The sequence below is a fragment of the Pseudomonas sp. Van50 genome, from assembly GCF_055390755.1.
In genome coordinates this window covers 5,911,251-5,931,034 of record NZ_AP024343.1, presented here as the reverse complement: position 1 = coordinate 5,931,034, position 19,784 = coordinate 5,911,251, and the positions used below count along the sequence as shown (strand labels likewise).

At 61.8% G+C, this 19,784-nt stretch carries 19 protein-coding genes and 1 pseudogene; 10 read left to right on the top strand and 10 right to left on the bottom strand.

Features of this window, described 5'->3' with window-relative positions; all coding sequences use genetic code 11:
- Window positions 1-31: 31 nt before the first annotated feature.
- Both mqo and ACZ5M5_RS25555 read right to left on the bottom strand, forming a co-directional pair.
- Window positions 32-1,537 (bottom strand): malate dehydrogenase (quinone), encoded by a 1,506-nt coding sequence (mqo, locus tag ACZ5M5_RS25560; RefSeq protein ID WP_060740671.1) that lies wholly within the window; start codon window positions 1,535-1,537, stop codon window positions 32-34.
- 736 nt (window positions 1,538-2,273) lie between these two features.
- Window positions 2,274-2,507: a hypothetical protein gene (locus tag ACZ5M5_RS25555; RefSeq protein ID WP_014340171.1), complete on the bottom strand. Its 234-nt coding sequence runs from the start codon at window positions 2,505-2,507 to the stop codon at window positions 2,274-2,276.
- Window positions 2,508-2,712: 205 nt separating this feature from the next.
- Between ACZ5M5_RS25555 and ACZ5M5_RS25550 the strand changes: the two genes are divergently transcribed.
- Window positions 2,713-3,297, top strand: a complete 585-nt coding sequence (locus tag ACZ5M5_RS25550) for a YajG family lipoprotein (protein WP_003205489.1) — start codon at window positions 2,713-2,715, stop codon at window positions 3,295-3,297.
- A 115-nt stretch (window positions 3,298-3,412) separates the two neighbouring features.
- Here ACZ5M5_RS25550 and ACZ5M5_RS25545 read toward each other — a convergent pair whose 3' ends face one another.
- Window positions 3,413-3,619 (bottom strand): hypothetical protein, encoded by a 207-nt coding sequence (locus ACZ5M5_RS25545; RefSeq protein WP_003185312.1) that lies wholly within the window; start codon window positions 3,617-3,619, stop codon window positions 3,413-3,415.
- Between the two features lie 367 nt (window positions 3,620-3,986).
- On the opposite strand from ACZ5M5_RS25545, the gene ACZ5M5_RS25540 reads away from it, so the two are divergent.
- Window positions 3,987-4,268 carry a hypothetical protein gene (locus tag ACZ5M5_RS25540; RefSeq protein WP_060740672.1) on the top strand — a complete coding sequence of 94 codons (282 nt, stop codon included), beginning with the start codon at window positions 3,987-3,989 and terminating at the stop codon, window positions 4,266-4,268.
- A gap of 222 nt (window positions 4,269-4,490) precedes the next feature.
- Here ACZ5M5_RS25540 and ACZ5M5_RS25535 read toward each other — a convergent pair whose 3' ends face one another.
- Window positions 4,491-5,657, bottom strand: a complete 1,167-nt coding sequence (locus ACZ5M5_RS25535; protein ID WP_464738145.1) for a 1-acyl-sn-glycerol-3-phosphate acyltransferase — start codon at window positions 5,655-5,657, stop codon at window positions 4,491-4,493.
- Between the two features lie 139 nt (window positions 5,658-5,796).
- On the opposite strand from ACZ5M5_RS25535, the gene ACZ5M5_RS25530 reads away from it, so the two are divergent.
- The 3 genes and pseudogenes from ACZ5M5_RS25530 to ACZ5M5_RS25520 all read left to right on the top strand — a co-directional run bounded on the left by ACZ5M5_RS25530 (window position 5,797) and on the right by ACZ5M5_RS25520 (window position 6,916).
- A complete protein-coding gene (locus ACZ5M5_RS25530; protein ID WP_060740674.1) occupies window positions 5,797-5,979 on the top strand; it encodes a CPXCG motif-containing cysteine-rich protein in 183 nt (60 codons plus the stop codon).
- Window positions 5,980-5,989: 10 nt separating this feature from the next.
- A complete protein-coding gene (locus tag ACZ5M5_RS25525; RefSeq protein WP_024619861.1) occupies window positions 5,990-6,250 on the top strand; it encodes a putative signal transducing protein in 261 nt (86 codons plus the stop codon).
- Window positions 6,251-6,293: 43 nt separating this feature from the next.
- Window positions 6,294-6,916 (top strand): annotated as a pseudogene (locus tag ACZ5M5_RS25520) (SOS response-associated peptidase).
- A gap of 130 nt (window positions 6,917-7,046) precedes the next feature.
- On the opposite strand, the gene ACZ5M5_RS25515 reads toward ACZ5M5_RS25520, so the two are convergent.
- From ACZ5M5_RS25515 to algW, 3 genes are all read right to left on the bottom strand, one after another.
- Window positions 7,047-7,766: a DUF4198 domain-containing protein gene (locus tag ACZ5M5_RS25515; protein WP_464738144.1), complete on the bottom strand. Its 720-nt coding sequence runs from the start codon at window positions 7,764-7,766 to the stop codon at window positions 7,047-7,049.
- A gap of 13 nt (window positions 7,767-7,779) precedes the next feature.
- Window positions 7,780-9,882: a TonB-dependent siderophore receptor gene (locus tag ACZ5M5_RS25510; protein ID WP_464738143.1), complete on the bottom strand. Its 2,103-nt coding sequence runs from the start codon at window positions 9,880-9,882 to the stop codon at window positions 7,780-7,782.
- A gap of 145 nt (window positions 9,883-10,027) precedes the next feature.
- Complete coding sequence (algW, locus tag ACZ5M5_RS25505) at window positions 10,028-11,188, bottom strand: Do family serine endopeptidase AlgW (RefSeq protein WP_060740678.1); 1,161 nt, start codon at window positions 11,186-11,188, stop codon at window positions 10,028-10,030.
- A 103-nt stretch (window positions 11,189-11,291) separates the two neighbouring features.
- On the opposite strand from algW, the gene ACZ5M5_RS25500 reads away from it, so the two are divergent.
- From ACZ5M5_RS25500 to cysN, 3 genes are all read left to right on the top strand, one after another.
- Window positions 11,292-12,050, top strand: coding sequence for a Nif3-like dinuclear metal center hexameric protein (locus tag ACZ5M5_RS25500; RefSeq protein ID WP_060740679.1), 759 nt, complete (start codon window positions 11,292-11,294; stop codon window positions 12,048-12,050).
- A gap of 252 nt (window positions 12,051-12,302) precedes the next feature.
- Window positions 12,303-13,220, top strand: coding sequence for a sulfate adenylyltransferase subunit CysD (cysD, locus tag ACZ5M5_RS25495; RefSeq protein WP_003178041.1), 918 nt, complete (start codon window positions 12,303-12,305; stop codon window positions 13,218-13,220).
- Between the two features lie 9 nt (window positions 13,221-13,229).
- The gene (cysN, locus tag ACZ5M5_RS25490) at window positions 13,230-15,128 is read left to right on the top strand and encodes a sulfate adenylyltransferase subunit CysN (protein ID WP_060740680.1); all 1,899 of its coding nucleotides are present in this window, start codon (window positions 13,230-13,232) and stop codon (window positions 15,126-15,128) included.
- A gap of 168 nt (window positions 15,129-15,296) precedes the next feature.
- Here the strand turns inward: cysN and ACZ5M5_RS25485 are convergent, their stop codons facing one another.
- The 3 genes from ACZ5M5_RS25485 to ACZ5M5_RS25475 are packed head-to-tail and all read right to left on the bottom strand — an operon-like array spanning window position 15,297 to window position 18,704.
- Complete coding sequence (locus ACZ5M5_RS25485) at window positions 15,297-16,205, bottom strand: acyltransferase (RefSeq protein ID WP_060740681.1); 909 nt, start codon at window positions 16,203-16,205, stop codon at window positions 15,297-15,299.
- A complete protein-coding gene (pta, locus tag ACZ5M5_RS25480) occupies window positions 16,206-18,305 on the bottom strand; it encodes a phosphate acetyltransferase (protein WP_060740682.1) in 2,100 nt (699 codons plus the stop codon). It lies immediately after the preceding gene.
- 60 nt (window positions 18,306-18,365) lie between these two features.
- On the bottom strand, window positions 18,366-18,704 hold the full coding sequence (locus ACZ5M5_RS25475; RefSeq protein WP_060740683.1) for a DUF3565 domain-containing protein: 339 nt from the start codon (window positions 18,702-18,704) through the stop codon (window positions 18,366-18,368).
- Between ACZ5M5_RS25475 and ACZ5M5_RS25470 the strand changes: the two genes are divergently transcribed.
- The gene (locus ACZ5M5_RS25470) at window positions 18,673-19,158 is read left to right on the top strand and encodes an FKBP-type peptidyl-prolyl cis-trans isomerase (RefSeq protein ID WP_060740684.1); all 486 of its coding nucleotides are present in this window, start codon (window positions 18,673-18,675) and stop codon (window positions 19,156-19,158) included. The genes ACZ5M5_RS25475 and ACZ5M5_RS25470 overlap by 32 nt on opposite strands.
- A 115-nt stretch (window positions 19,159-19,273) precedes the next feature.
- Window positions 19,274-19,756, top strand: coding sequence for a glutathione peroxidase (locus ACZ5M5_RS25465; protein ID WP_060740685.1), 483 nt, complete (start codon window positions 19,274-19,276; stop codon window positions 19,754-19,756).
- Window positions 19,757-19,784: the final 28 nt, after the last annotated feature.

Genomic DNA, 19,784 nt, shown 5'->3' with positions numbered 1-19,784 from the left:
CGGGAGGCTTTTTTATATTAGCGGCAAGGTGTCAGGCGTAACTTTGAGCCTTGCTGTCTTCAACCAACTCCAACGCAATGTTGTTCTGCGCGTTGATCTTGCGATACAGCGCCGCGTCGGTTTCCAGCACTTTTTCCCGGGCCGGGAAAATCTCTGCGAGCTTGCCAGCCCACTCGCCCTTGGCCTTGTCCGGGAAGCAGCGCTCGATCAGCTCCAGCATGATCGATACGGTCACCGAAGCACCCGGCGATGCGCCGAGCAGGGCGGCGAGGCTGCCGTCCTTGGCCGCCACCAGTTCGGTGCCGAACTGCAGGACGCCACCTTTCTTCGGGTCTTTCTTGATGATCTGCACCCGTTGGCCGGCCACTTCCAGGCGCCAGTCTTCGGCTTTCGCCTCGGGGTAGAAGCGACGCAGGGATTCCAGGCGCTGCTCCATGGACTGCATCACTTCGCTGATCAGGTACTTGGTCAGGTCCATGTTGTCCCGGGCCACGGCCAGCATCGGGCCGATGTTGCCGGCGCGTACCGACAGCGGCAGGTCCATGATCGAACCGTGCTTGAGGAACTTGGTGGTGAAACCGGCGTATGGTCCGAACAGCAGGGATTTCTTGCCGTCGACCACGCGGGTGTCCAGGTGCGGCACCGACATTGGCGGCGAGCCCACGGCGGCCTGGCTGTAGACCTTGGCCTGATGGTGCTTGACCACTTCCGGGTTGTCGCAACGCAGCCACTGGCCGCTGACCGGGAAGCCACCGAAGCCCTTGCTTTCCTCGATGCCCGAGGCTTGCAGCAGCGGCAAGGCCGCGCCGCCGGCACCGAGGAACACGAACTTGGCGTCGACTTCGCGGGTGCTGCCGGAATTGACGTCCTTGATGCTCACGGTCCAGCCGCTGCCGTTGCGCTTGAGGCCGGTGACGCGCTTGCAGTATTTGACCTGGGTGTCCGGGGCGCTGGTCAGGTGCTTGAGCAACTGATTGGTCAGGGCGCCGAAGTTGACGTCGGTCCCGTTCATGACGCGGGTGGCGGCGATGACTTCATCGTCCGGCCGGCCAGGCATCATCAACGGCATCCACTCGGCCATCTGGCCTTTATCTTCGGTGTATTCCATGTCGGCGAAGGCGTGATGCTGGCGCATCAGCTCGAAGCGCTTCTTCAGGAACGCCACGCCTTTGTCACCCTGTACGAAACTCAGGTGTGGCACCGGGGCGATGAAGGACTTGGAGGAGCCGAACGTGCCTTTCTGGGTCAGGTACGTCCAGAACTGCTTCGACACTTCGAACTGGGTGTTGATGTGCACGGCTTTCTTGATGTCGACCGTACCGTCGGCCGCCTGGGGCGTGTAGTTGAGCTCACACAGCCCGGCGTGGCCGGTACCGGCGTTGTTCCACGGGTTGGAACTCTCCGCGGCACCGGAGTCCATCAGCTCGACGACTTCCAGCGAGATCGCGGGGTCGAGCTCCTTGAGCAGCACGGCCAGGGTGGCACTCATGATGCCGGCCCCTACCAGAACTACATCGACTGCTTCGTTATGCGCCATTTAACGCGTCTCCAAAATCTGCAGCACCAAATTGTCGGCATAGCGGCCAGGAGTGGCGGGGCAGGTCAGTTGCGCCCCAGTTATCCATGGCCAGGATCGCCATGTCCGAATCTTCGCAATTTTTCGCACCTACTGCGGATGCATGCAGCCTGGCCTCAAGAGTCACATGAACTCATTTAAGCGCCGGGCAGGCAATTCGACTTATGGCCGAGACATCCGTTCGTGCAACCAAATCCGTAGCGGACAGGCTTCAGGCGCCGGTTCTTGAGCGATATCCGGTCCTGTGTCGTTGGGCTGTTTCAGACGCTAATGGTGCTTGTTCAGACGCAAAACTCTTCATTTGCTCGCCACACTCTCGTGAAGTTGTGAAAACCCGTTTTTTCACGCTCTTTTGAAGACGTGAACCTCAAAAAAGGGCTGTCCCAGCCTGGCACCGTGCCCGGTTTGGTTGCCCCCATGGAGTACATGACAGGCAAAACAGGCAGACAGCTCAGTGACCGAGCGTAATGACAGCTCTGCAGATTCGCGAAAAGTGGTGATTTGCCTGGAGAACAGCAAGCGCGCCAGCTTCACTCGATCTGTGTGGGCGGCTCTCTGTGGGCGGTGCGGGGTGCCAATACCAGCGCATCAGCGGTGTTGCGAGGCCCGATCAGGAGACGTCCTTATAATCGGGGGAGATTGTATCGAAGAAACGCAGGGAAATGGTCGTGTTTAATGACTTTTATTAGCCGTCCGGTCAGATGGTCAACAGTTGCCGGTTGCGTGCGCGGGCACGAAGCGGTTGCACGCGGGCGCTGGCGGGCAATGGCTGGTGCAACCAGTTGAGGCGGATTTCGTCGATTTCCACCCAGCCCTCGCCCATGGGTTGCAGGCTGCACTGCTTGAAGGCCTGGCAACGGCCGTTGCGATCGAGCAGGGCGAAGCTGCGGTGATGGGGACGCGGGGTGAACAGGGAAATGAGGAAGCGCATGAGCGGATACCGGGTCAGGGAGCTTGGAGCAAGCCTGACAGCGGGCCATGACATGCCGGTGTAAGGACCGTGACAATGGGGTGACAGGAACCGGCAATCACGGCCCGTGTCAGACATTTCAGTATTCATCGTGCGACGCTAGTTCACGGCGATGGCGCACCGCTATACTGCCGGCCTGTTTGTGCCCGATTCTGGAGAGAAGAGCATGTTGCAACGCCTGTTGTTCGGTTTGATCGCTGTGACCAGTCTGACCCTCGTCGGCTGCGCCCACAGCCCGCAACAACTTAACCCGGAGCCCAAGCTCAATGCCCAACTGGCGCCTGTGGGTCGTGGCCAGCCGGTGGTGGTGCGGGTCGTGGACGGTCGTCCGTCGCCGACGCTCGGCACCCGTGGCGGGCTGTACCCGGAAACCAGCGTGATCACGGTGCAGGGTGCGCAGATCCTGCCCAAGCTGCAGGCCCAGGCTGAAGCCGCGGTGCGTTTGCTGGGCTTCACGCCGACCGCCAATGCCTTGAATGCACCGCAACTGACCGTGACCCTGGCTGAGCTCAAGTATCAGTCGCCCAAGGAAGGCATGTATGTGACCGAAGCCACCATCGGCGCGACCTTCCGCTCCGACGTGCAGAACGCCAACCGCCGCTACAGTGGTCGTTACGGTGCGTCCCTGGATCAGCGCTTCGGCATGGCGCCTAACCAGGACACCAACACCAAGCTGGTCAGTGACGTATTGAGCGATGCCCTGACCCGGCTGTTCAAGGACCCGACCATTGGCCAGGTGCTGGCTGAGTAAGCATTAAGTCCTGTAACCCCTGTGGGAGCGAGCTTGCTCGCGATAGCAGCGTGTCAGCCATCTTGATGTCGGCTGATCCACCGCTATCGCGAGCAAGCTCGCTCCCACAGTTTTTTCAGGCGGCCTGGGAATAGAATTCCAGCACGCTGATCCCGGTCAGCAGGTCTGTTTCAGGCAGGTCGGCATGTTGATGGCCGCCGAGGGCGCAGTACACCAGCCAATGGCGGTCCTGCACATTGAAGGACAGGCTGTCGACGAGGTTCTGTTGTTCGTCGCTTGGGCTGATGAGATAGAGGCGATCCTGGTTTTCGGCGTGCAGCATGACGGGTTCCGTGCGGGTTTGAAGGGCGACAGAGTGGCCTATTCAGATGACGAAACCGTGACGGGGGAAATTAACCCGAGGATTGATTGCGGAGCCTGTGGCGAGGGAGCTTGCTCCCGCTGGGCTGCGTAGCAGCCCCCGACTAGCGTCTCGGTGTGTCAGGTTAATCGTGCAAGCTTTTTTTGGGACTGCTGCGCAGTCCAGCGGGAGCTAGCTCCCTCGCCACGAAGTCACCAGGCCATTATCCCAGCCGGTCGTTACTGGTCGGAAAAAACGGTGCAGGACGGCAGGCTTTCGGTAGAATCCGCGCCCTGTTCGTAGGCTACCGGGCGTGTCTGTCCTGTCCGTTTTTCGCTTGAGGTTCGTGATGTCGCTGCATCTGTTTTCGTTGTTCGCCGCCCACCCCGCCAAACTGATCAACCTGCTCGCGTTGCTGTTTGCCTGCCCGGGCGGCTGGGTATTGCACGCGACGCGTCGCCGTGAACAACGGGCGCGAGCCTGCCTGCAAGCACGCAATGGCAATGGCGAGGAGCGCTTCGAAGCACTGCTGGACCTGGCCACCCAGCGCATGAACCGGTTTTTCTATCGGTTCGGCTTTGGCTGCCTGGCGCTGGCGTTGCTGGTGTCGTGGATCAGTACGCAGTTCTGACTGCGTAGCTGTGGCGAGGGCGCTTGCAGCGCAAGCGAGGGCCGCCAGGCAAAGGTGCTTTTGTGGCGAGGGAGCTTGCTCCCGCTGGGCTGCGAAGCAGCCCCCTCTTGAACGGTCAGCCCCAAGGCTCTGACTAACCGCAAGCCCGTTTTGCGATTGCTGCGCAATCGAGCGGGAGCAAGCTCCCTCGCCACAGAGACCCTGTGTCCCCAGACCTGTCGCTTAAAGCGCCAACCCGGCCTTGACCCGATACTGATTACGCACCGGCGTCGCATATTGCAGCACCAGGAACGGCCGGTGTTCCGGCGGGCAAGCGTCCAGCCGGCGCTGCCATTCTTCCTGGGCCTTGGCCAGTTCATCGGCACCAAACACTTCGGCCGCCGTCGGCACCTGCAACTGCGGGTCGGCGTCGGCCCATTGGGTGTAAGCCAGGTAATGCACCGGGAACAGGCGGTAGCCGCCGAGAATCTGCCGGTCCATTTCCAGGGCCAATTGCTTGGTGTCCTCGAACAGCTCGGTGATGGGCGCGGCGAAGTTCACGTGGACCCGGCCCTTGTAGCCGGTGATGCCCTTGGCGATGCTCACGTCGTCCTCGCCCGGTGCCTTGGTGTAGGTGCCGGTGGTGGCGCGGATGTACAACTCGCGGGCCTTGGCCTGGTCGCACGGGTCGTATTCGTAGCTGATCGACACCGGCGTGAGGTTCAGCGACTGGATCACCTCGCCGAACGGCTCGTCCTTGCGGCTCATGTGGAACATCTTGAGGATCGCCGATTCGGTCCGGTCGTCGCCGTCCTTGGCCCGCCCTTCGGCCTGGGCGATCCAGATCGAGGCGCAGTCGTTGCGGATCGAATGGTTGATGTACGCCGACAGCAACTGGTACGCCGCCATTTTTTCCCGCCGTCCGGTGATGGAGCGGTGCACGATGAAGCTCTTGTTCAGGCGCATCAGGTCGCTGACAAAAGGTTTCTGCAGCAGGTTGTCGCCAATGGCGATGCGCGGCGTCGGCAGGCCGGCGTGGTATACGGCGTAGTTGACGAAGGCCGGGTCCATCACGATATCGCGGTGGTTGGCGATGAACAGGTACGCGCTGCCGGACTTGAATTGCTCCACGCCGGTGTAGGTCACGCCATCGGTGGCGCGCTCGATGGTGTGGTCGACGTAGAACTCCACCTTGTCCTGCAAAGTGGCGACCGACGTCACACCGGCGAACTCACGGCGCAATCTTTGCGCTATAAGGGGTTTGAGCATCCAGCCGAAGGCGCCGGCCAGGCGTGGGAAGCGGAAGTGGGTGAGGATATCTAGAAACGCCTTGTCGCCGAGCAGCCGTGCCAGCACCGCTGGGACTTCGCTGTCGTCGTAAGGTCGGATGGCATCGAATTCGCCCATCATGCTCTCTTGTTGGAAACGGCTAGGGTAAGTAAAGGTTCGATCGAAAAAACGACGGGGCACGGCCTGGAAGATAAGCCAGACGAAAATAGCCCTGCAAATAGACCGGCGATTATACGCACAAGTCACTTGGGAGACCGCGATGCTGGAGCAGGCTCATTATGATTGTCCCTATTGCGGGGAGGATGTGGAGACAACCGTGGACTTGTCCGGCGGCGACCAGACCTACATCGAGGACTGTCAGGTGTGCTGTCGACCGATCACCTTTGTGCTGCAGGTCCATGGCGAGGAATGGCATCTCGAAGTCTTCAGCGAAAACGAATGATGGGGCGCCCATGCAGCGAATCTACGAGCTGGAAAACCTGATGGAAGGCGAGTTGTTGCAAGGGATGCTTGCGAGCGAAGGCATCACGGCGCATCTGGTGGGGCGTGATTTGCTCGGCGGCGCGGGGGAGTTGCCCATGCAGGGCCTGCTGGGGCTGGCGGTGGAGGACGAGCAGGCGCAATACGCCCGTGAGTTGATCGCCGCGTACAATGTCGCGCTGCCGCTGCCCGGCGATGAACCGGACAGCTACCCCGGCACGCTGGTCTGTTAGGCTGGCGGTCGTTCGTTCGTTCTATCAAGAGTCGTGTTGCCCCATGTGTGGACGTTATGCCCTGTTTCGCTGGAACCCCACCTTTGCGGGCCTGCCCGGTTTTCCCGCCGATCAGAAGGCCCAGTGGAATATTTCGCCCAACGATTCGGTGCTGATACTGCGGGCCGGCGCCGAGGGCCAGCGCGAGCTGGCTCGGGCGCGTTGGGGCCTGACGCCGCCGTGGCTGACCGACTTGTCCCGCACCCCGGCCCATGCCCGGGCCGAAACCGTGGCCGAGCAGCCGATGTTTCGCGAGGCCTTGCGCCTGCGCCGCTGCCTGCTGCCGGCCAACGGCTTTTATGAGTGGCGCGGCGGCACACGCAAGCGTCCGTACTGGCTGACGCCGGGGAGGGCTCGTCGCTGTTTTTTGCCGCGATCTGGGAAGCGTATCCGGTGCAGGAGCAGGTATGGCTGAGCACAGCGGTCATCACCCAGCCGGCGGCGGGTCAGCGCCGGCCGTTGATCCTGGACGAAGAAGGCCAGCGCCTGTGGCTCGACCCGCAGACACCGCTGCATGCCTTGCAAGGGTTGCTGGCAAGCGAGCCGGCGCCACTGCGCGAGCGGGTATTGGCCAATATGGTCAATGATCCGAAGCTCAATGGGCCGGAGTGCTTGACCCCGGCTTGAGCTTTGCGGGGATTGTGCCGGCCTCATCGCGAGCAAGCTCGCTCCCACAGTGGGGTGTTCACAAAAAATGTGTTCACCGCCTACCCCCTGTGGGAGCGAGCTTGCTCGCGATGGCGTCGTGTCAGTCAACCTACTCGTGGTGCGGTTCGCCCAGGAAGGTCAGCGAGGTGAACACGCCGCGGGTGGCCACGTCCTTGTTGTCCTTGAGCGCAGTTTCCATCTGCGCCGCGATCACATTCAGGCCTTCGTTGCGCACCAGCACCTTGGCCCGGCCTTCTGCATCGGTTTCGGTCGAGACGGTGTTCGGCGCGCTGCGGTAGTCGCCCACCAGTTTCACACCGGCCGCCGGTTTGCCATCCAGCAGCACCCGTACCGGCAATGACTGGCCCGGGCCTACGGTCAGCGGGTCGACTTCCGGCAGGATCACGAACTTGATCGGTGCAAGCGCCGGCAGTTTCGCCCCCGGCTCATAGATCGCCAGGCTGTACTTGAACGTCTGGGTCGACTCGATCGCCCCGGGCACTTTGCTGCGGCCTTCGTTGATCCACTTCTTGTCCGCCGTCTGGGACCACATGCCATTGTCCAGCGCCACCGCCAGCACGGCCGGTGGCTTGAGCGGTTGCAGGCGGGCGTGGTCCGGCAGGCGCTCTACGGTGACCGGAATCATCTTGCCGCCCAGGTCATAGGCCCAGGCACCGCTGATTTTCTGCGCCTTGAAGGCATTGTCTTCGGCACCGTGGCCGTAGATCACTTCGATGTTGCCGCGACGCTGTTCGGTCCACAAGCCATGGGCCGAGGCCTGTGTGGCCAGGAGCAGGCCGAGCAGGGCGAAGGTCTTGGGGTGTTTCATGGCGTTTTTCCTTTTACAGAGCGAGGGTAAGACTGACGGTGAAATTGCGTGGTTCGCCGGGGGTGACCCAGTAGTTGCTGTAGGCGCGCTCGTAGTATTTTTCGTCGAAGACGTTGTTCAGGTTCAGGCCCACGGTGACGTCGTCGCTGGCCTTGTAATGGGCCAGCAGGTCCACGGTGTGATAGGCCGGCAGTTCGAAATCCTTGCCGGCTTCGCCCGAGCGATCGCCGACGTAAGTGAGCGCCGCGCCGACATCCGAACCGCGCAGGTGCCCGTCCTGGAATTCGTAGACCCCCAGCACGCTGCCGCTGTGTTTGGCGACGCCGAGGATCCGGCTGCCGGTGGGAATGGTTTCGTCGCCCTTGGTCACTTCGGCATCGATGTAGGCATAGGCGCCGATCACCCGCACGGCGTCGGTTACCTGCCCGGTCACCTGCAGGTCGATGCCCTGGCTGCGGGCCTTGCCGATGGCGCGGCTGAAGTCGGTCCCGGCGACCGGGCTCAGGACGTTTTCCTTCTCTATATGGAAGGCCGCCAGGGTGGTGCTCAGGCGATCGTCGAACCACTCGCTCTTGATCCCCACTTCATAGCCGACGCCTTCCTCGGGGTCGAAAGTCTTGCCACTGGCATCCAGGCCGTTGTTGGGCTTGAACGAGGTGGAGGCGTTGGCGAACAGCCCGACTTCGGGTGTCAGTTGATACAGCAGGCCGGCCCGCTGCGTCAGGGCATCATGGCGTTGGCGATTGGTGCGATTGCGGGTGTGGTCGTCGATGCTCTGCTCGAAATGCTCATACCGCACGCCGAGCATGCCCCGCAGCTTGTCAGTGAAGATGATCTGGTCCTGCAGGTTCAGTGCGCGGCTTTGCACATGTTCGAAGAAGTCTGTGCCGGAGGGCGTGCCAGTGGGTTTTGGCTGGCCGTAGACTGGCTGATAGATGTCGATGGGGTAAGCGCCGGCGATGTTGGTCACGCGTTCGTTCTTGCGGTAGTCCTCGTATTCGCTGCCGATCAACAGTTCGTGCTGCCAGGGGCCGAGGTCGAACATTCCACGCAATTCAAGTTGGGTGATGCTGTCGTGCCAATTGTTGTCGCGCTCGCGGTAGCGGCGATTCACTGTGTGGCCGTCGGCGTTCAGCGGGCGCGCTTCAGAGGCGAAGCCCCAGAGCTCACCTTGCTTGTAGTGGCTGGCCAGGCGCAATTGCCAGGTGTCATTGAGCTGATGCTCGAGGGCGGCCTGGAGCATGTTGTTGTGGTTGTCGATGTCGCCGTCGTTGGGTTCGCCCAAAAAGGTCGAACGGGAAACGCCGCTCCAGCGATTGTTCGGGGCGACAATGCCACGGTCGAATGTCGAGCTGTGGCGCACGATTTCGCTTTCCACCAGCAACCGGGTGTCGGGGTTCAACTGCCAACTGATGGAAGGCGCGACGAAGACGCGCTTGCTGTCGACGTGATCGCGAAAGCTGTGGTTGTCCTCGACCGCCAGGTTGACCCGCGACAGCAGGTTGCCCTCGGTGTCCAGTGGCGTGTTGACGTCCAGCGCGGTGCGGTAGCGGTCCCAACTGCCGGCGCTGGTCTGCAGGGTGGTGAAGGCTTCCGGTTGCGGTTTCTTGGTGACAATGTTCACCGTACCGCCGGGATCGCCCCGGCCATACAGGCTGGCAGCCGGGCCCTTGAGCACTTCGATGCGTTCGATGTTCGCGGCGTCCGGCGTGCTCGGATAACCGCGGTTGGCGCTGAAGCCGTCCTTGTAGAACTCCGAAGTGGTGAAGCCGCGCACGCTGTATTCGTAGAGCGTCAGGCCGCCGAAGTTGTTCTGCTTCGACACACCGCCGGCATATTCCAAGGCTCGCTCGACGCTGGTGCTGCCCAGGTCCTTGAGCACGCTGGCGGGAATCACGCTGATCGATTGCGGGATGTCGCGCAGGGCGGTGTCGGTTTTGGTGGCGCTGGCCGAGCGGGTGGCGCGATAGCCCGTGACAGGGCCGGTGGGGGATTCGTAGTCGGACGTCACGGTGATGGCGTCCAGTTCCAGGGGCTGGATTTCCTCGGCGTAGGCCGGATCGCCCAGTAGTCCCAAGGCGAGGCTGGCAGCTGAAATCCGTTTTAGGGGTGGCATGTTATGTTGTTCCAATTTATTTTATTGAAACAATATAACACTACTAATGAGAACTTATGCTATCTGTATTTTTCAGAGAAAACTGAACCGGACACTGGTTTTGTGGCGAGGGAGCTTGCTCCCTCGCCAGGGGGATTTGAGAGGTTTACTGTTCTTCCTTGAGCACCACCGGTGCCGGCGGTGGGCGCAGGCCGATTTCGGCGGTGAGCTTGAGCTCCTTGCCGTTGCGCATGACCTGGATCGTTACCTTGTCGGTGGGCTTGATCCGCGCCACCTGGTTCATCGAGCGGCGGCCATCGCCGGCCGGTTCGCCATCGATGCTCAGGATCACATCGCCCAGTTGCAGGCCGGCCTTCTGCGCCGGACCGTCGCGGAAAATCCCCGCCACCACGATACCGGGCCGTCCGGACAAGCCGAAGGACTCCGCCAGTTCCTGGGTCAGCGGCTGGACTTCAATGCCCAGCCAGCCACGGATCACCTGGCCGTGTTCGATGATCGACTTCATCACCTCCATCGCCAGCTTCACCGGAATGGCGAAACCGATGCCCTGGCTGCCGCCCGACTTGGAAAAGATCGCCGTGTTGATCCCGGTGAGGTTGCCGTTGGCATCCACCAGCGCGCCGCCGGAGTTGCCGGGGTTGATCGCGGCGTCGGTCTGGATGAAATCCTCGTAGTTGTTGAGGCCCAACTGATTGCGCCCGGTGGCGCTGATGATGCCCATGGTCACGGTCTGGCCGACGCCGAACGGGTTGCCGATGGCCAGGGTCACGTCGCCGATGCGAATGCTGTCGGAGCGGCCGATGGTGATGGCCGGCAGGTTCTTGAGGTCGATCTTCAGCACCGCGAGGTCGGTTTCCGGGTCGCTGCCGATCACCCGGGCCAGGGTTTCACGGCCGTCCTTGAGGGCCACCACGATCTGGTCGGCACCGGCGGTGACGTGGTTGTTGGTCAGGATGTAGCCTTCCGGGCTCATGATCACGCCCGAGCCCAGGCTCGACTCCATGCGCTTCTGCTTGGGCGAGTTGTCGCCGAAGAAGCGCCGGAACTGTGGGTCTTCGAACAGCGGATGGCTGGGCTTGTTGATGACCTTGGTGGTGTACAGGTTCACCACGGCCGGCGCGGCGGTGGTCACGGCGTCGGCATAGGACACCGGCCCCTGCTGCACCGCCTTGGTTTGCGGCGCTTGCTGCAGGTTGACGTCGAGGCTCGGCAGGCCGACCCATTCCGGGTAGCGCTGGATAATCAGTAGAGCGACAAGCACGCCGGCCAACAGCGGCCAGCCGGAAAAACGCAGCGCCTTGAGCATTAAGCACGTCCTACAAAGGTTGCAGGCGGTATGAGACCGCCCATAATGTCGCGCATTATACGAGGCCGCGCGCGCCTCTGAACGGGATATTTAGGAGTCTTTTATGGCCGTAGCCCTGAACACCCTGGTTGAAGAAGCGGACCGTTACCTGGCAAGCAGCCGGATTGCCGATTATTGCCCCAACGGCCTGCAGGTCGAAGGCGCGCCCCAGGTGATGCGCATCGTCAGCGGTGTCACCGCCAGCCAGGCGCTGCTCGATGCCGCCGTCGAGGCCGAGGCCGACCTGGTGCTGGTGCATCACGGTTATTTCTGGAAGGGCGAGAACCCTTGTATCACCGGCATGAAACAGCGTCGCCTCAAGACGTTGCTCAAGCATGACATCAGCCTGTTGGCCTATCACTTGCCCCTGGACCTGCACCCCGAGGTGGGCAATAACGTGCAGTTGGCCCGCCAGTTGGACATCACCGTCGAGGGCCCCCTGGACCCGGATAACCCCAAGGTTGTCGGTCTGGTCGGCTCCCTGTCCGAACCAATGACGGCGCGGGATTTCGCGCGCAAGGTCCAGGATGCCCTGGGGCGCGAGCCCCTGCTGATCGAAGGCGGGCAGATGATCCGCCGGGTCGGCTGGTGCACCGGTGGTGGCCAAGGTTATATCGATCAGGCGGTGCTGGCCGGGGTCGACCTGTACCTCAGCGGCGAGGCGTCGGAGCAGACATTCCACAGTGCTCGGGAAAACGGCATCAGCTTCATCGCCGCAGGGCATCATGCGACTGAACGCTACGGTGTCCAGGCGCTGGGTGACTACTTGGCGCGACGCTTTGCCCTGGAGCACATCTTCATCGATTGCCCGAATCCCATCTGACTGCTTATAACCATTGTGGGAGCGAGCTTGCTCGCGATGGCGGTGGGTCAGTCAACCTCAGTGCTGACTGATACACTGCTATCGCGAGCAAGCTCGCTCCCACAAAAAGCGGTTGCAGTGCCCGAACCACCAGGCATATCCATATGCTGTTTCGATCTAGTTGGCGCCCTGATTAGAAGAGGTCGCTGTGCTAGGATTCCCCGCTCGAACACGGCCCGCTGGCCGTTCATAAGAAAGTTTTCGTGAGTAGCCATGGTCGACAAACTGACGCATCTGAAACAGCTGGAGGCGGAAAGCATCCACATCATCCGCGAGGTGGCCGCCGAGTTCGATAACCCGGTGATGCTGTACTCCATCGGTAAAGACTCCGCCGTGATGCTGCACCTGGCACGCAAGGCGTTCTTCCCCGGCAAGCTGCCGTTTCCGGTGATGCACGTCGACACCCGCTGGAAATTCCAGGAAATGTACAAGTTCCGCGACCGCATGGTCGAGGAACTGGGCCTGGACCTGATCACCCATGTGAACCCGGACGGCGTGGCGCAGGGCATCAACCCGTTCACCCACGGCAGTGCCAAGCACACCGACATCATGAAGACCGAAGGCCTCAAGCAGGCCTTGGACAAATATGGTTTCGACGCCGCGTTCGGCGGTGCCCGTCGCGATGAAGAGAAATCCCGCGCCAAGGAGCGCGTGTACTCGTTCCGTGACAGCAAGCACCGCTGGGACCCGAAGAACCAGCGTCCGGAACTGTGGAACGTCTACAACGGCAAGGTCAACAAAGGCGAGTCGATCCGCGTATTCCCGCTGTCGAACTGGACCGAGCTGGACATCTGGCAGTACATCTACCTCGAAGGTATCCCGATCGTGCCGCTGTACTTCGCCGCCGAGCGTGAAGTGATCGAGAAGAACGGCACGCTGATCATGATCGACGACGAGCGCATCCTCGAGCACCTGTCCGACGAAGACAAAGCCCGTATCGTCAAGAAGAAAGTGCGTTTCCGTACCCTTGGCTGCTACCCGTTGACGGGCGCGGTGGAGTCCGAGGCCGAAAGCCTGACGGATATCATCCAGGAAATGCTCCTGACGCGAACTTCCGAGCGCCAGGGCCGGGTCATCGACCACGATGGCGCAGGCTCGATGGAAGATAAAAAACGTCAAGGTTATTTCTAAGGGGCTGTCATGTCGCATCAATCTGATTTGATCAGCGAGGACATCCTCGCCTACCTGGGCCAGCACGAGCGTAAAGAGCTGCTGCGCTTTTTGACCTGCGGTAACGTCGACGACGGCAAGAGCACCCTGATCGGGCGCCTGCTGCACGACTCCAAGATGATCTACGAAGATCACCTGGAAGCCATCACCCGCGATTCGAAGAAAGTCGGCACCACCGGGGACGATATCGACCTGGCGTTGCTGGTCGACGGCCTGCAGGCCGAGCGCGAGCAAGGCATCACCATCGATGTCGCCTACCGCTATTTCTCCACTGCCAAGCGCAAGTTCATCATCGCCGATACCCCCGGCCATGAGCAGTACACCCGCAACATGGCCACCGGTGCCTCCACCTGTGACCTGGCGATCATCCTGGTGGATGCCCGCTACGGCGTGCAGACCCAGACCCGTCGCCACAGCTTCATCGCCTCGTTGCTGGGCATCAAGCACATCGTCGTGGCCATCAACAAGATGGACCTCAAGGACTTCGACCAGGGCGTGTTCGAGTCGATCAAGGCCGACTACCTGAAGTTCGCCGAAGGCTTGAAGATGAAGCCCACCAGCATGCACTTCGTGCCGATGTCCGCCCTCAAGGGCGACAACGTGGTGAACAAGTCCGAGCGTTCGCCGTGGTACACCGGCCAGTCGCTGATGGAAATCCTCGAGACCGTGGAAGTGGCGGGCGACCGCAACTTCACCGACCTGCGTTTCCCGGTGCAGTACGTCAACCGTCCGAACCTGAACTTCCGCGGTTTCGCCGGCACCCTCGCCAGCGGCATCGTGCACAAGGGCGACGAAGTGGTGGTGCTGCCGTCGGGCAAGAGCAGCCGCGTGAAATCCATCGTCACCTTCGAAGGCGAGCTGGAGCACGCCGGTCCAGGCCAGGCGGTCACGCTGACCATGGAAGACGAGATCGACATCTCCCGTGGCGACCTGTTGGTGCATGCCGACAACGTTCCGCCGGTCACCGACAGCTTCGAAGCGATGCTGGTGTGGATGGCCGAAGAGCCGATGCTGCCGGGCAAGAAATACGACATCAAGCGCGCCACCAGCTACGTGCCGGGCTCCATTGCCAGCATCGTCAACAAGGTGGATGTGAACACCCTTGAAGAGGGCCCGGCCAGCGCGCTGCAGCTCAACGAAATCGGCAAGGTGAAGATCGCCCTGGATGCGCCGATCGCCCTGGACGGTTACGAAAGCAACCGCACCACCGGCGCCTTCATCGTCATCGATCGCCTGACCAACGGCACGGTCGGTGCCGGTATGATCGTCGCCCAGCCGTTGACCCACGGCAGCAGCACGCACCACGGCAAACTGGCCCATGTGTCGGTGGAAGAACGCGCCCAGCGCTTCGGCCAGCAACCGGCCACGGTGTTGTTCAGTGGTCTGTCGGGCGCGGGTAAAAGCACCCTGGCCTATGCGGTCGAGCGCAAGTTGTTCGATTCGGGTCGTGCGGTCTTTGTCCTCGATGGCCAGAACCTGCGCCATGACCTGAACAAGGGCCTGCCCCAGGATCGTGCCGGGCGGACCGAGAACTGGCGCCGTGCGGCGCATGTCGCTCGTCAGTTCAACGAAGCCGGCCTGCTGACCCTCGCCGCGTTCGTCGCGCCGAGTGCCGAAGGGCGTGAGCAGGCCAAGGACCTGATCGGCCGTGAGCGTCTGCTGACGGTCTACGTCCAGGCCTCGCCAGCAGTGTGTGCCCAGCGTGATCCGCAAGGGCTGTATGCCGCCGCCGGCGACAACATCCCGGGCGAGTCCTTCCCGTATGACGTGCCGCTGGATGCCGACCTGGTCATCGACACCCAGGCGCTGACACTGGAAGAGAGCGTCAAGCAGGTGCTGGATCTGCTGCGCAAGCGTGGGGCGATCTAAGGAACGCCGCTGTCAGTAAAAAGCCCGCAGATGAGTGATCGTCTGCGGGCTTTTTGTTGTCTGGAAGGACGCTATCGCGAGCAAGCTCGGCTCCCACAGGGATGTCCGTGTTCACCAACAATCCCTGTGGGAGCCGAGCTTGCTCGCGATGAGGCCAGTACAGACACCTCAGGATTTACCGGGATACTCGCGGTGCATCTGCGCAAGCAACGCATCCTTGTCCTGCCACAGCTGGTTGATCCAGCCCTGGAACTCCAGGCGATACACGCCGTCCTGGTCGTAGTTCTTGCCGATGAACTGCGGCGGAATCTTCAGTTCCTGGAAGTGCACCACCACTTCCCCAACGTTGCCGCAGAGCAAATCCCAATACCCCGGACGTCCGCCCGGGTAATGGATGGTCACGTTGATGATCGATTCCAGTTGCTCACCCATGGCATCGAGCACAAACGCGATGCCGCCAGCCTTGGGCTTGAGCAGGTAGCGAAACGGTGACTGTTGCTGGGCATGCTTGCCGTCGGTGAAACGCGTGCCTTCGACGAAGTTGAAAATGCCCACGGGGTTGTTGCGAAACTTCGCGCAAGTCTTGCGAGTGGTTTCCAGGTCCTTGCCTTTCTTTTCCGGGTGTTTCTCCAGGTACGCCTTGGAGTAACGCTTCATGAACGGGAAGCCCAGGGCCCACCAGGCCAGGCCGATCACCGGCACCCAGATCAGTTCCTGCTTGAGAAAGAACTTCAACGGCCGGATGCGCCGGTTCAGCACGTACTGCAACACCATGATGTCGACCCAGCTCTGGTGGTTGCTGGTGATCAGGTACGAATGCTGGTAGTCCAGGCCCTCCAGGCCACTGAGGTGCCAGCGGGTACGGCGCAGCAGGTTCATCCAGGCCTTGTTGTTGCTGATCCAGGCCTCGTGGATGTGGCCCATCAGCCAGTCGGTGAAGCGCTGGGCGGTGGGGAAGGGCAGCAATAGCTTGAAAATCGCCACGATGAACAGCGGCGTGCAGCAGGCGATGGTGTTCAGCGCCAACAGCAGCGAGGCAATGACGCCGCGCAAAGGGGGAGGCAGGAAGTCCAGCATTTAAATATCCAGAGGTCGGTTGGCGGCTTGGATCGCGGTCAGGGCGATGGTGTACACGATGTCGTCGACCTGGGCGCCGCGGGGCAAGTCATTCACCGGTTTGCGCAAGCCTTGCAGCATCGGCCCGAGGCTGACGCAATCGGCGCTGCGCTGCACGGCCTTGTGGGTGGTGTTGCCGGTGTTGAGGTCGGGGAAGATGAACACCGTCGCCCGGCCGGCCACCTGGCTGTTGGGCGCCAATTGCCGCGCCACGGTTTCATTGGCGGCGGCGTCGTATTGCAGCGGACCGTCGATCAGCAGGCCCTGCTGGGCTTCGTGGGCCAGCAGGGTGGCTTCACGGACTTTTTCCACTTCTTCGCCACTGGCCGACTCGCCGCTGGAATAGCTGAGCATCGCCACCCGTGGCGTGATGCCGAACGCGGCGGCCGAGTCGGCGCTTTGCAGGGCGATTTCCGCCAGTTCCGCAGCGCTGGGGTGCGGGTTCATCACGCAGTCGCCGTAGACCAGCACTTCTTCGGGGAAGAGCATGAAAAACACCGAGGACACCAGGGAGCAACCCGGCGCGGTCTTGATCAGTTGCAACGCCGGACGGATGGTGTTGGCGGTGGAGTGGATGACTCCGGATACCAGTCCGTCCACTTCATCCAGGGCCAGCATCATGGTGCCGATGACCACGGTGTCTTCCAGTTGCTGCTCGGCCATCGGCGCGTTCAGGCTCTTGCTCTTGCGCAACCTCACCATCGGTTCGACATAACGCTCGCGAATCGAATCCGGGTCGAGAATCTCCAGCCCCGGCGGCAGCTCGATGCCTTGGGCGCGGGCCACCGCTTCGACGTCGGCCGGTTTGGCCAGCAACACGCAGCGGGCAATGCCCCGGGCCTGGCAAATGGCGGCGGCCTGGACGGTCAGCGGTTCGCTGCCTTCGGGCAGCACGATGCGTTTGTTGGCGGCTTGGGCGCGCTGGATCAACTGATAGCGGAACACCGCCGGCGACAAGCGCATTTCCCGCGGTGTGCCGCAGCGCTGGTGCAGCCATTTGGCGTCCAGGTGGCTGGCGACGAAATCGGTGATGATCTCCGCACGTTCGCGGTCATCGATGGGAATTTCCTTGTTCAGGCCGTTGAGCAGGTTGGCGGTGTCATAGGAGCCGGTGCTCACCGACAGCACCGGTAACCCTGCCTGCAAGGCGCCGCGGCACAGGTCCATGATGCGTGGGTCGGGCAGGGTGTCGCTGGTCAGCAGCAGGCCGGCCAGTGGCACGCCGTTGATCGCGGCCAGGCTCACGGCGAGGATGATGTCGTCGCGATCGCCGGGGGTTACCACCAGCACGCCGGGCTTGAGCAGTTCCACCGTGTTGCGCATGGTGCGGGCGCAAATGATGATGTTGCTCATGCGCCGGGTTTCGTAGTCGCCGGCATTGAGCACTTGGGCGCCCATCAGGTCGGCCACGTCGCGGGTGCGCGGGGCGTTGAGTTCGGGGCGAAACGGGATGCAACCGAGCAGGCGGAAATCGCCGCTGCGCAGCAAGGGCGAGTGCTCCTTGAGCCGTGCGGAAAACGCCTCCATGCTTTCCTCGGTGCGGACCTTGTTCAGGATCACCCCGAGGACTTTCGGGTCCTTCGGCCCGCCGAACAGTTGCGCCTGCAACTCTACCCGCCCGGAAAGCTCGGTCAGCACTTCGTTCTCCGGTGCCGACACCAGGATGACCTCGGCGTCGAGGCTCTTGGCCAGGTGCAGGTTGACCCGGGCGGCGTAGCTGGCGTTGCGGGTCGGGACCATGCCTTCGACGACCAGCACGTCCTTGCCGATGGCCGCTTGCTGGTAAAGGGTGATGATTTCTTCCAGCAGCTCATCGAGCTGGCCGTCGCCGAGCATGCGCTCGACGTGCGCCAGGCCCAGGGGCTGCGGAGGCTTGAGGCCATGGGTGCGGGCCACCAGCTCGGTGGAGCGCTCCGGCCCGGTGTCGCCGGGATGCGGCTGGGCAATGGGTTTGAAAAAGCCGACTTTCAGCCCGGCCCGTTCGAGGGTACGCACCAGCCCGAGGCTGATGGAGGTCAGGCCCACACCAAAATCGGTGGGTGCGATAAAAAAAGTTTGCATGCGGATTCTCTAAAGGAGCATGGCAATGGCGCGGCCTATGACTGGCCGTCTACCCACAATTCAGTCGCCAAGGTTATCGCTAACCGGGCCTTGAGCGCACCAGCCGCAAGCAAAGGGCTGGCCTATTTTTTCAATACGTTGCACAGGGTCCAGTACCCAGGCCCGGGACTGCCAGGGTGGCTGGTGGCGCAGGTGCTGGGTATGGCCGCAGGACAGCTCGGCCACCCAGTGCCCGTCCTCATCCTGATGCAAACCAGTGACCGTCGGTCTGTTCGAGCAGGCCCGTTTGTCCGGGTTCCGTTCGCTTTCGGGCAAATCCTTGTTTAGACTTGTCCGTTCTTCATTCTTATGCAAAAGGTCTCGCCCCATGCTGATCGCCGCCAATAAGGCTGTCTCCATCGACTATACCCTGACCAACGACGCTGGTGAGGTCATCGACAGCTCTGCCGGCGGCGCTCCGCTGGTCTACCTGCATGGCGCAGGCAACATCATCCCGGGCTTGGAAAAAGCCCTGGAAGGTAAAGCGGTCGGTGACGACCTGAACGTTGCCGTCGAGCCGGAAGACGCTTACGGTGAATACTCCGCCGAACTGGTCAGCACCCTGAGCCGCAGCATGTTCGAAGGCGTGGATGAGCTGGAAGTGGGCATGCAGTTCCACGCCTCGGCACCCGATGGCCAGATGCAGATCGTCACCATCCGCGACCTGGAAGGCGATGACGTCACCGTTGACGGCAACCACCCGTTGGCTGGCCAGCGCCTGAACTTCAAGGTCAAGATCGTCGACATCCGTGACGCCAGCCAGGAAGAGATCGCCCATGGTCACGTCCATGGCGAAGGTGGTCATCACCACTGATTTGTGCGCTACGCTCAAGTTGACTGGAGAGGCGCCCTATGGCGCCTTTTTAGTCGCTTGCTGTTAGCATCACCCATGGCTGTTTTCGAAAAGATCCGCAAACCTGGAGTTCGTCATGAGTGCTTTCCACGACCTTAAACTCAAAGCCCTGGATGGTCAGGAGCTTGCTCTGGCGCCGTTCAAGGGGCAAGTCGTGCTGGTGGTCAACGTCGCCTCCAAATGTGGCCTGACGCCTCAGTACGCGGCGCTGGAAAATCTTTACCAGCAATACAAGGACAAGGGGTTCAGCGTCCTGGGCCTGCCCTGCAATCAGTTCGCCGGGCAAGAGCCGGGGACCGAGCAGGAAATCCAGGAATTCTGCAGCCTCAACTACGGCGTGACGTTCCCGCTGTCCAGCAAGCTGGACGTGAACGGTCACGATCGTCACCAGTTGTACCGTCTGCTGGCGGGCGAGGGGGCCGAGTTTCCCGGGGACATTACCTGGAACTTCGAAAAATTCCTGCTCGGCAAGGACGGCCGGGTGCTGGCGCGCTTCTCGCCGCGTACGGCGCCGGATGATCCCACGGTGATCCAGGCGATCGAAAAAGCACTGAGCTGATTCCCAAGGGCATTGCAGCCATGATGAT

Coding starts and splice junctions, on each gene's coding strand:
- mqo (WP_060740671.1), bottom strand. CDS start 1,537: ATGGCGCATAACGAAGCAGTCGATGTAGTTCTGGTAGGGGCCGGCATC.
- ACZ5M5_RS25555 (WP_014340171.1), bottom strand. CDS start 2,507: ATGCGCTTCCTCATTTCCCTGTTCACCCCGCGTCCCCATCACCGCAGC.
- ACZ5M5_RS25550 (WP_003205489.1), top strand. CDS start 2,713: ATGTTGCAACGCCTGTTGTTCGGTTTGATCGCTGTGACCAGTCTGACC.
- ACZ5M5_RS25545 (WP_003185312.1), bottom strand. CDS start 3,619: ATGCTGCACGCCGAAAACCAGGATCGCCTCTATCTCATCAGCCCAAGC.
- ACZ5M5_RS25540 (WP_060740672.1), top strand. CDS start 3,987: ATGTCGCTGCATCTGTTTTCGTTGTTCGCCGCCCACCCCGCCAAACTG.
- ACZ5M5_RS25535 (WP_464738145.1), bottom strand. CDS start 5,657: ATGATGGGCGAATTCGATGCCATCCGACCTTACGACGACAGCGAAGTC.
- ACZ5M5_RS25530 (WP_060740674.1), top strand. CDS start 5,797: ATGCTGGAGCAGGCTCATTATGATTGTCCCTATTGCGGGGAGGATGTG.
- ACZ5M5_RS25525 (WP_024619861.1), top strand. CDS start 5,990: ATGCAGCGAATCTACGAGCTGGAAAACCTGATGGAAGGCGAGTTGTTG.
- ACZ5M5_RS25515 (WP_464738144.1), bottom strand. CDS start 7,766: ATGAAACACCCCAAGACCTTCGCCCTGCTCGGCCTGCTCCTGGCCACA.
- ACZ5M5_RS25510 (WP_464738143.1), bottom strand. CDS start 9,882: ATGCCACCCCTAAAACGGATTTCAGCTGCCAGCCTCGCCTTGGGACTA.
- algW (WP_060740678.1), bottom strand. CDS start 11,188: ATGCTCAAGGCGCTGCGTTTTTCCGGCTGGCCGCTGTTGGCCGGCGTG.
- ACZ5M5_RS25500 (WP_060740679.1), top strand. CDS start 11,292: ATGGCCGTAGCCCTGAACACCCTGGTTGAAGAAGCGGACCGTTACCTG.
- cysD (WP_003178041.1), top strand. CDS start 12,303: ATGGTCGACAAACTGACGCATCTGAAACAGCTGGAGGCGGAAAGCATC.
- cysN (WP_060740680.1), top strand. CDS start 13,230: ATGTCGCATCAATCTGATTTGATCAGCGAGGACATCCTCGCCTACCTG.
- ACZ5M5_RS25485 (WP_060740681.1), bottom strand. CDS start 16,205: ATGCTGGACTTCCTGCCTCCCCCTTTGCGCGGCGTCATTGCCTCGCTG.
- pta (WP_060740682.1), bottom strand. CDS start 18,305: ATGCAAACTTTTTTTATCGCACCCACCGATTTTGGTGTGGGCCTGACC.
- ACZ5M5_RS25470 (WP_060740684.1), top strand. CDS start 18,673: ATGCTGATCGCCGCCAATAAGGCTGTCTCCATCGACTATACCCTGACC.
- ACZ5M5_RS25475 (WP_060740683.1), bottom strand. CDS start 18,704: ATGGAGACAGCCTTATTGGCGGCGATCAGCATGGGGCGAGACCTTTTG.
- ACZ5M5_RS25465 (WP_060740685.1), top strand. CDS start 19,274: ATGAGTGCTTTCCACGACCTTAAACTCAAAGCCCTGGATGGTCAGGAG.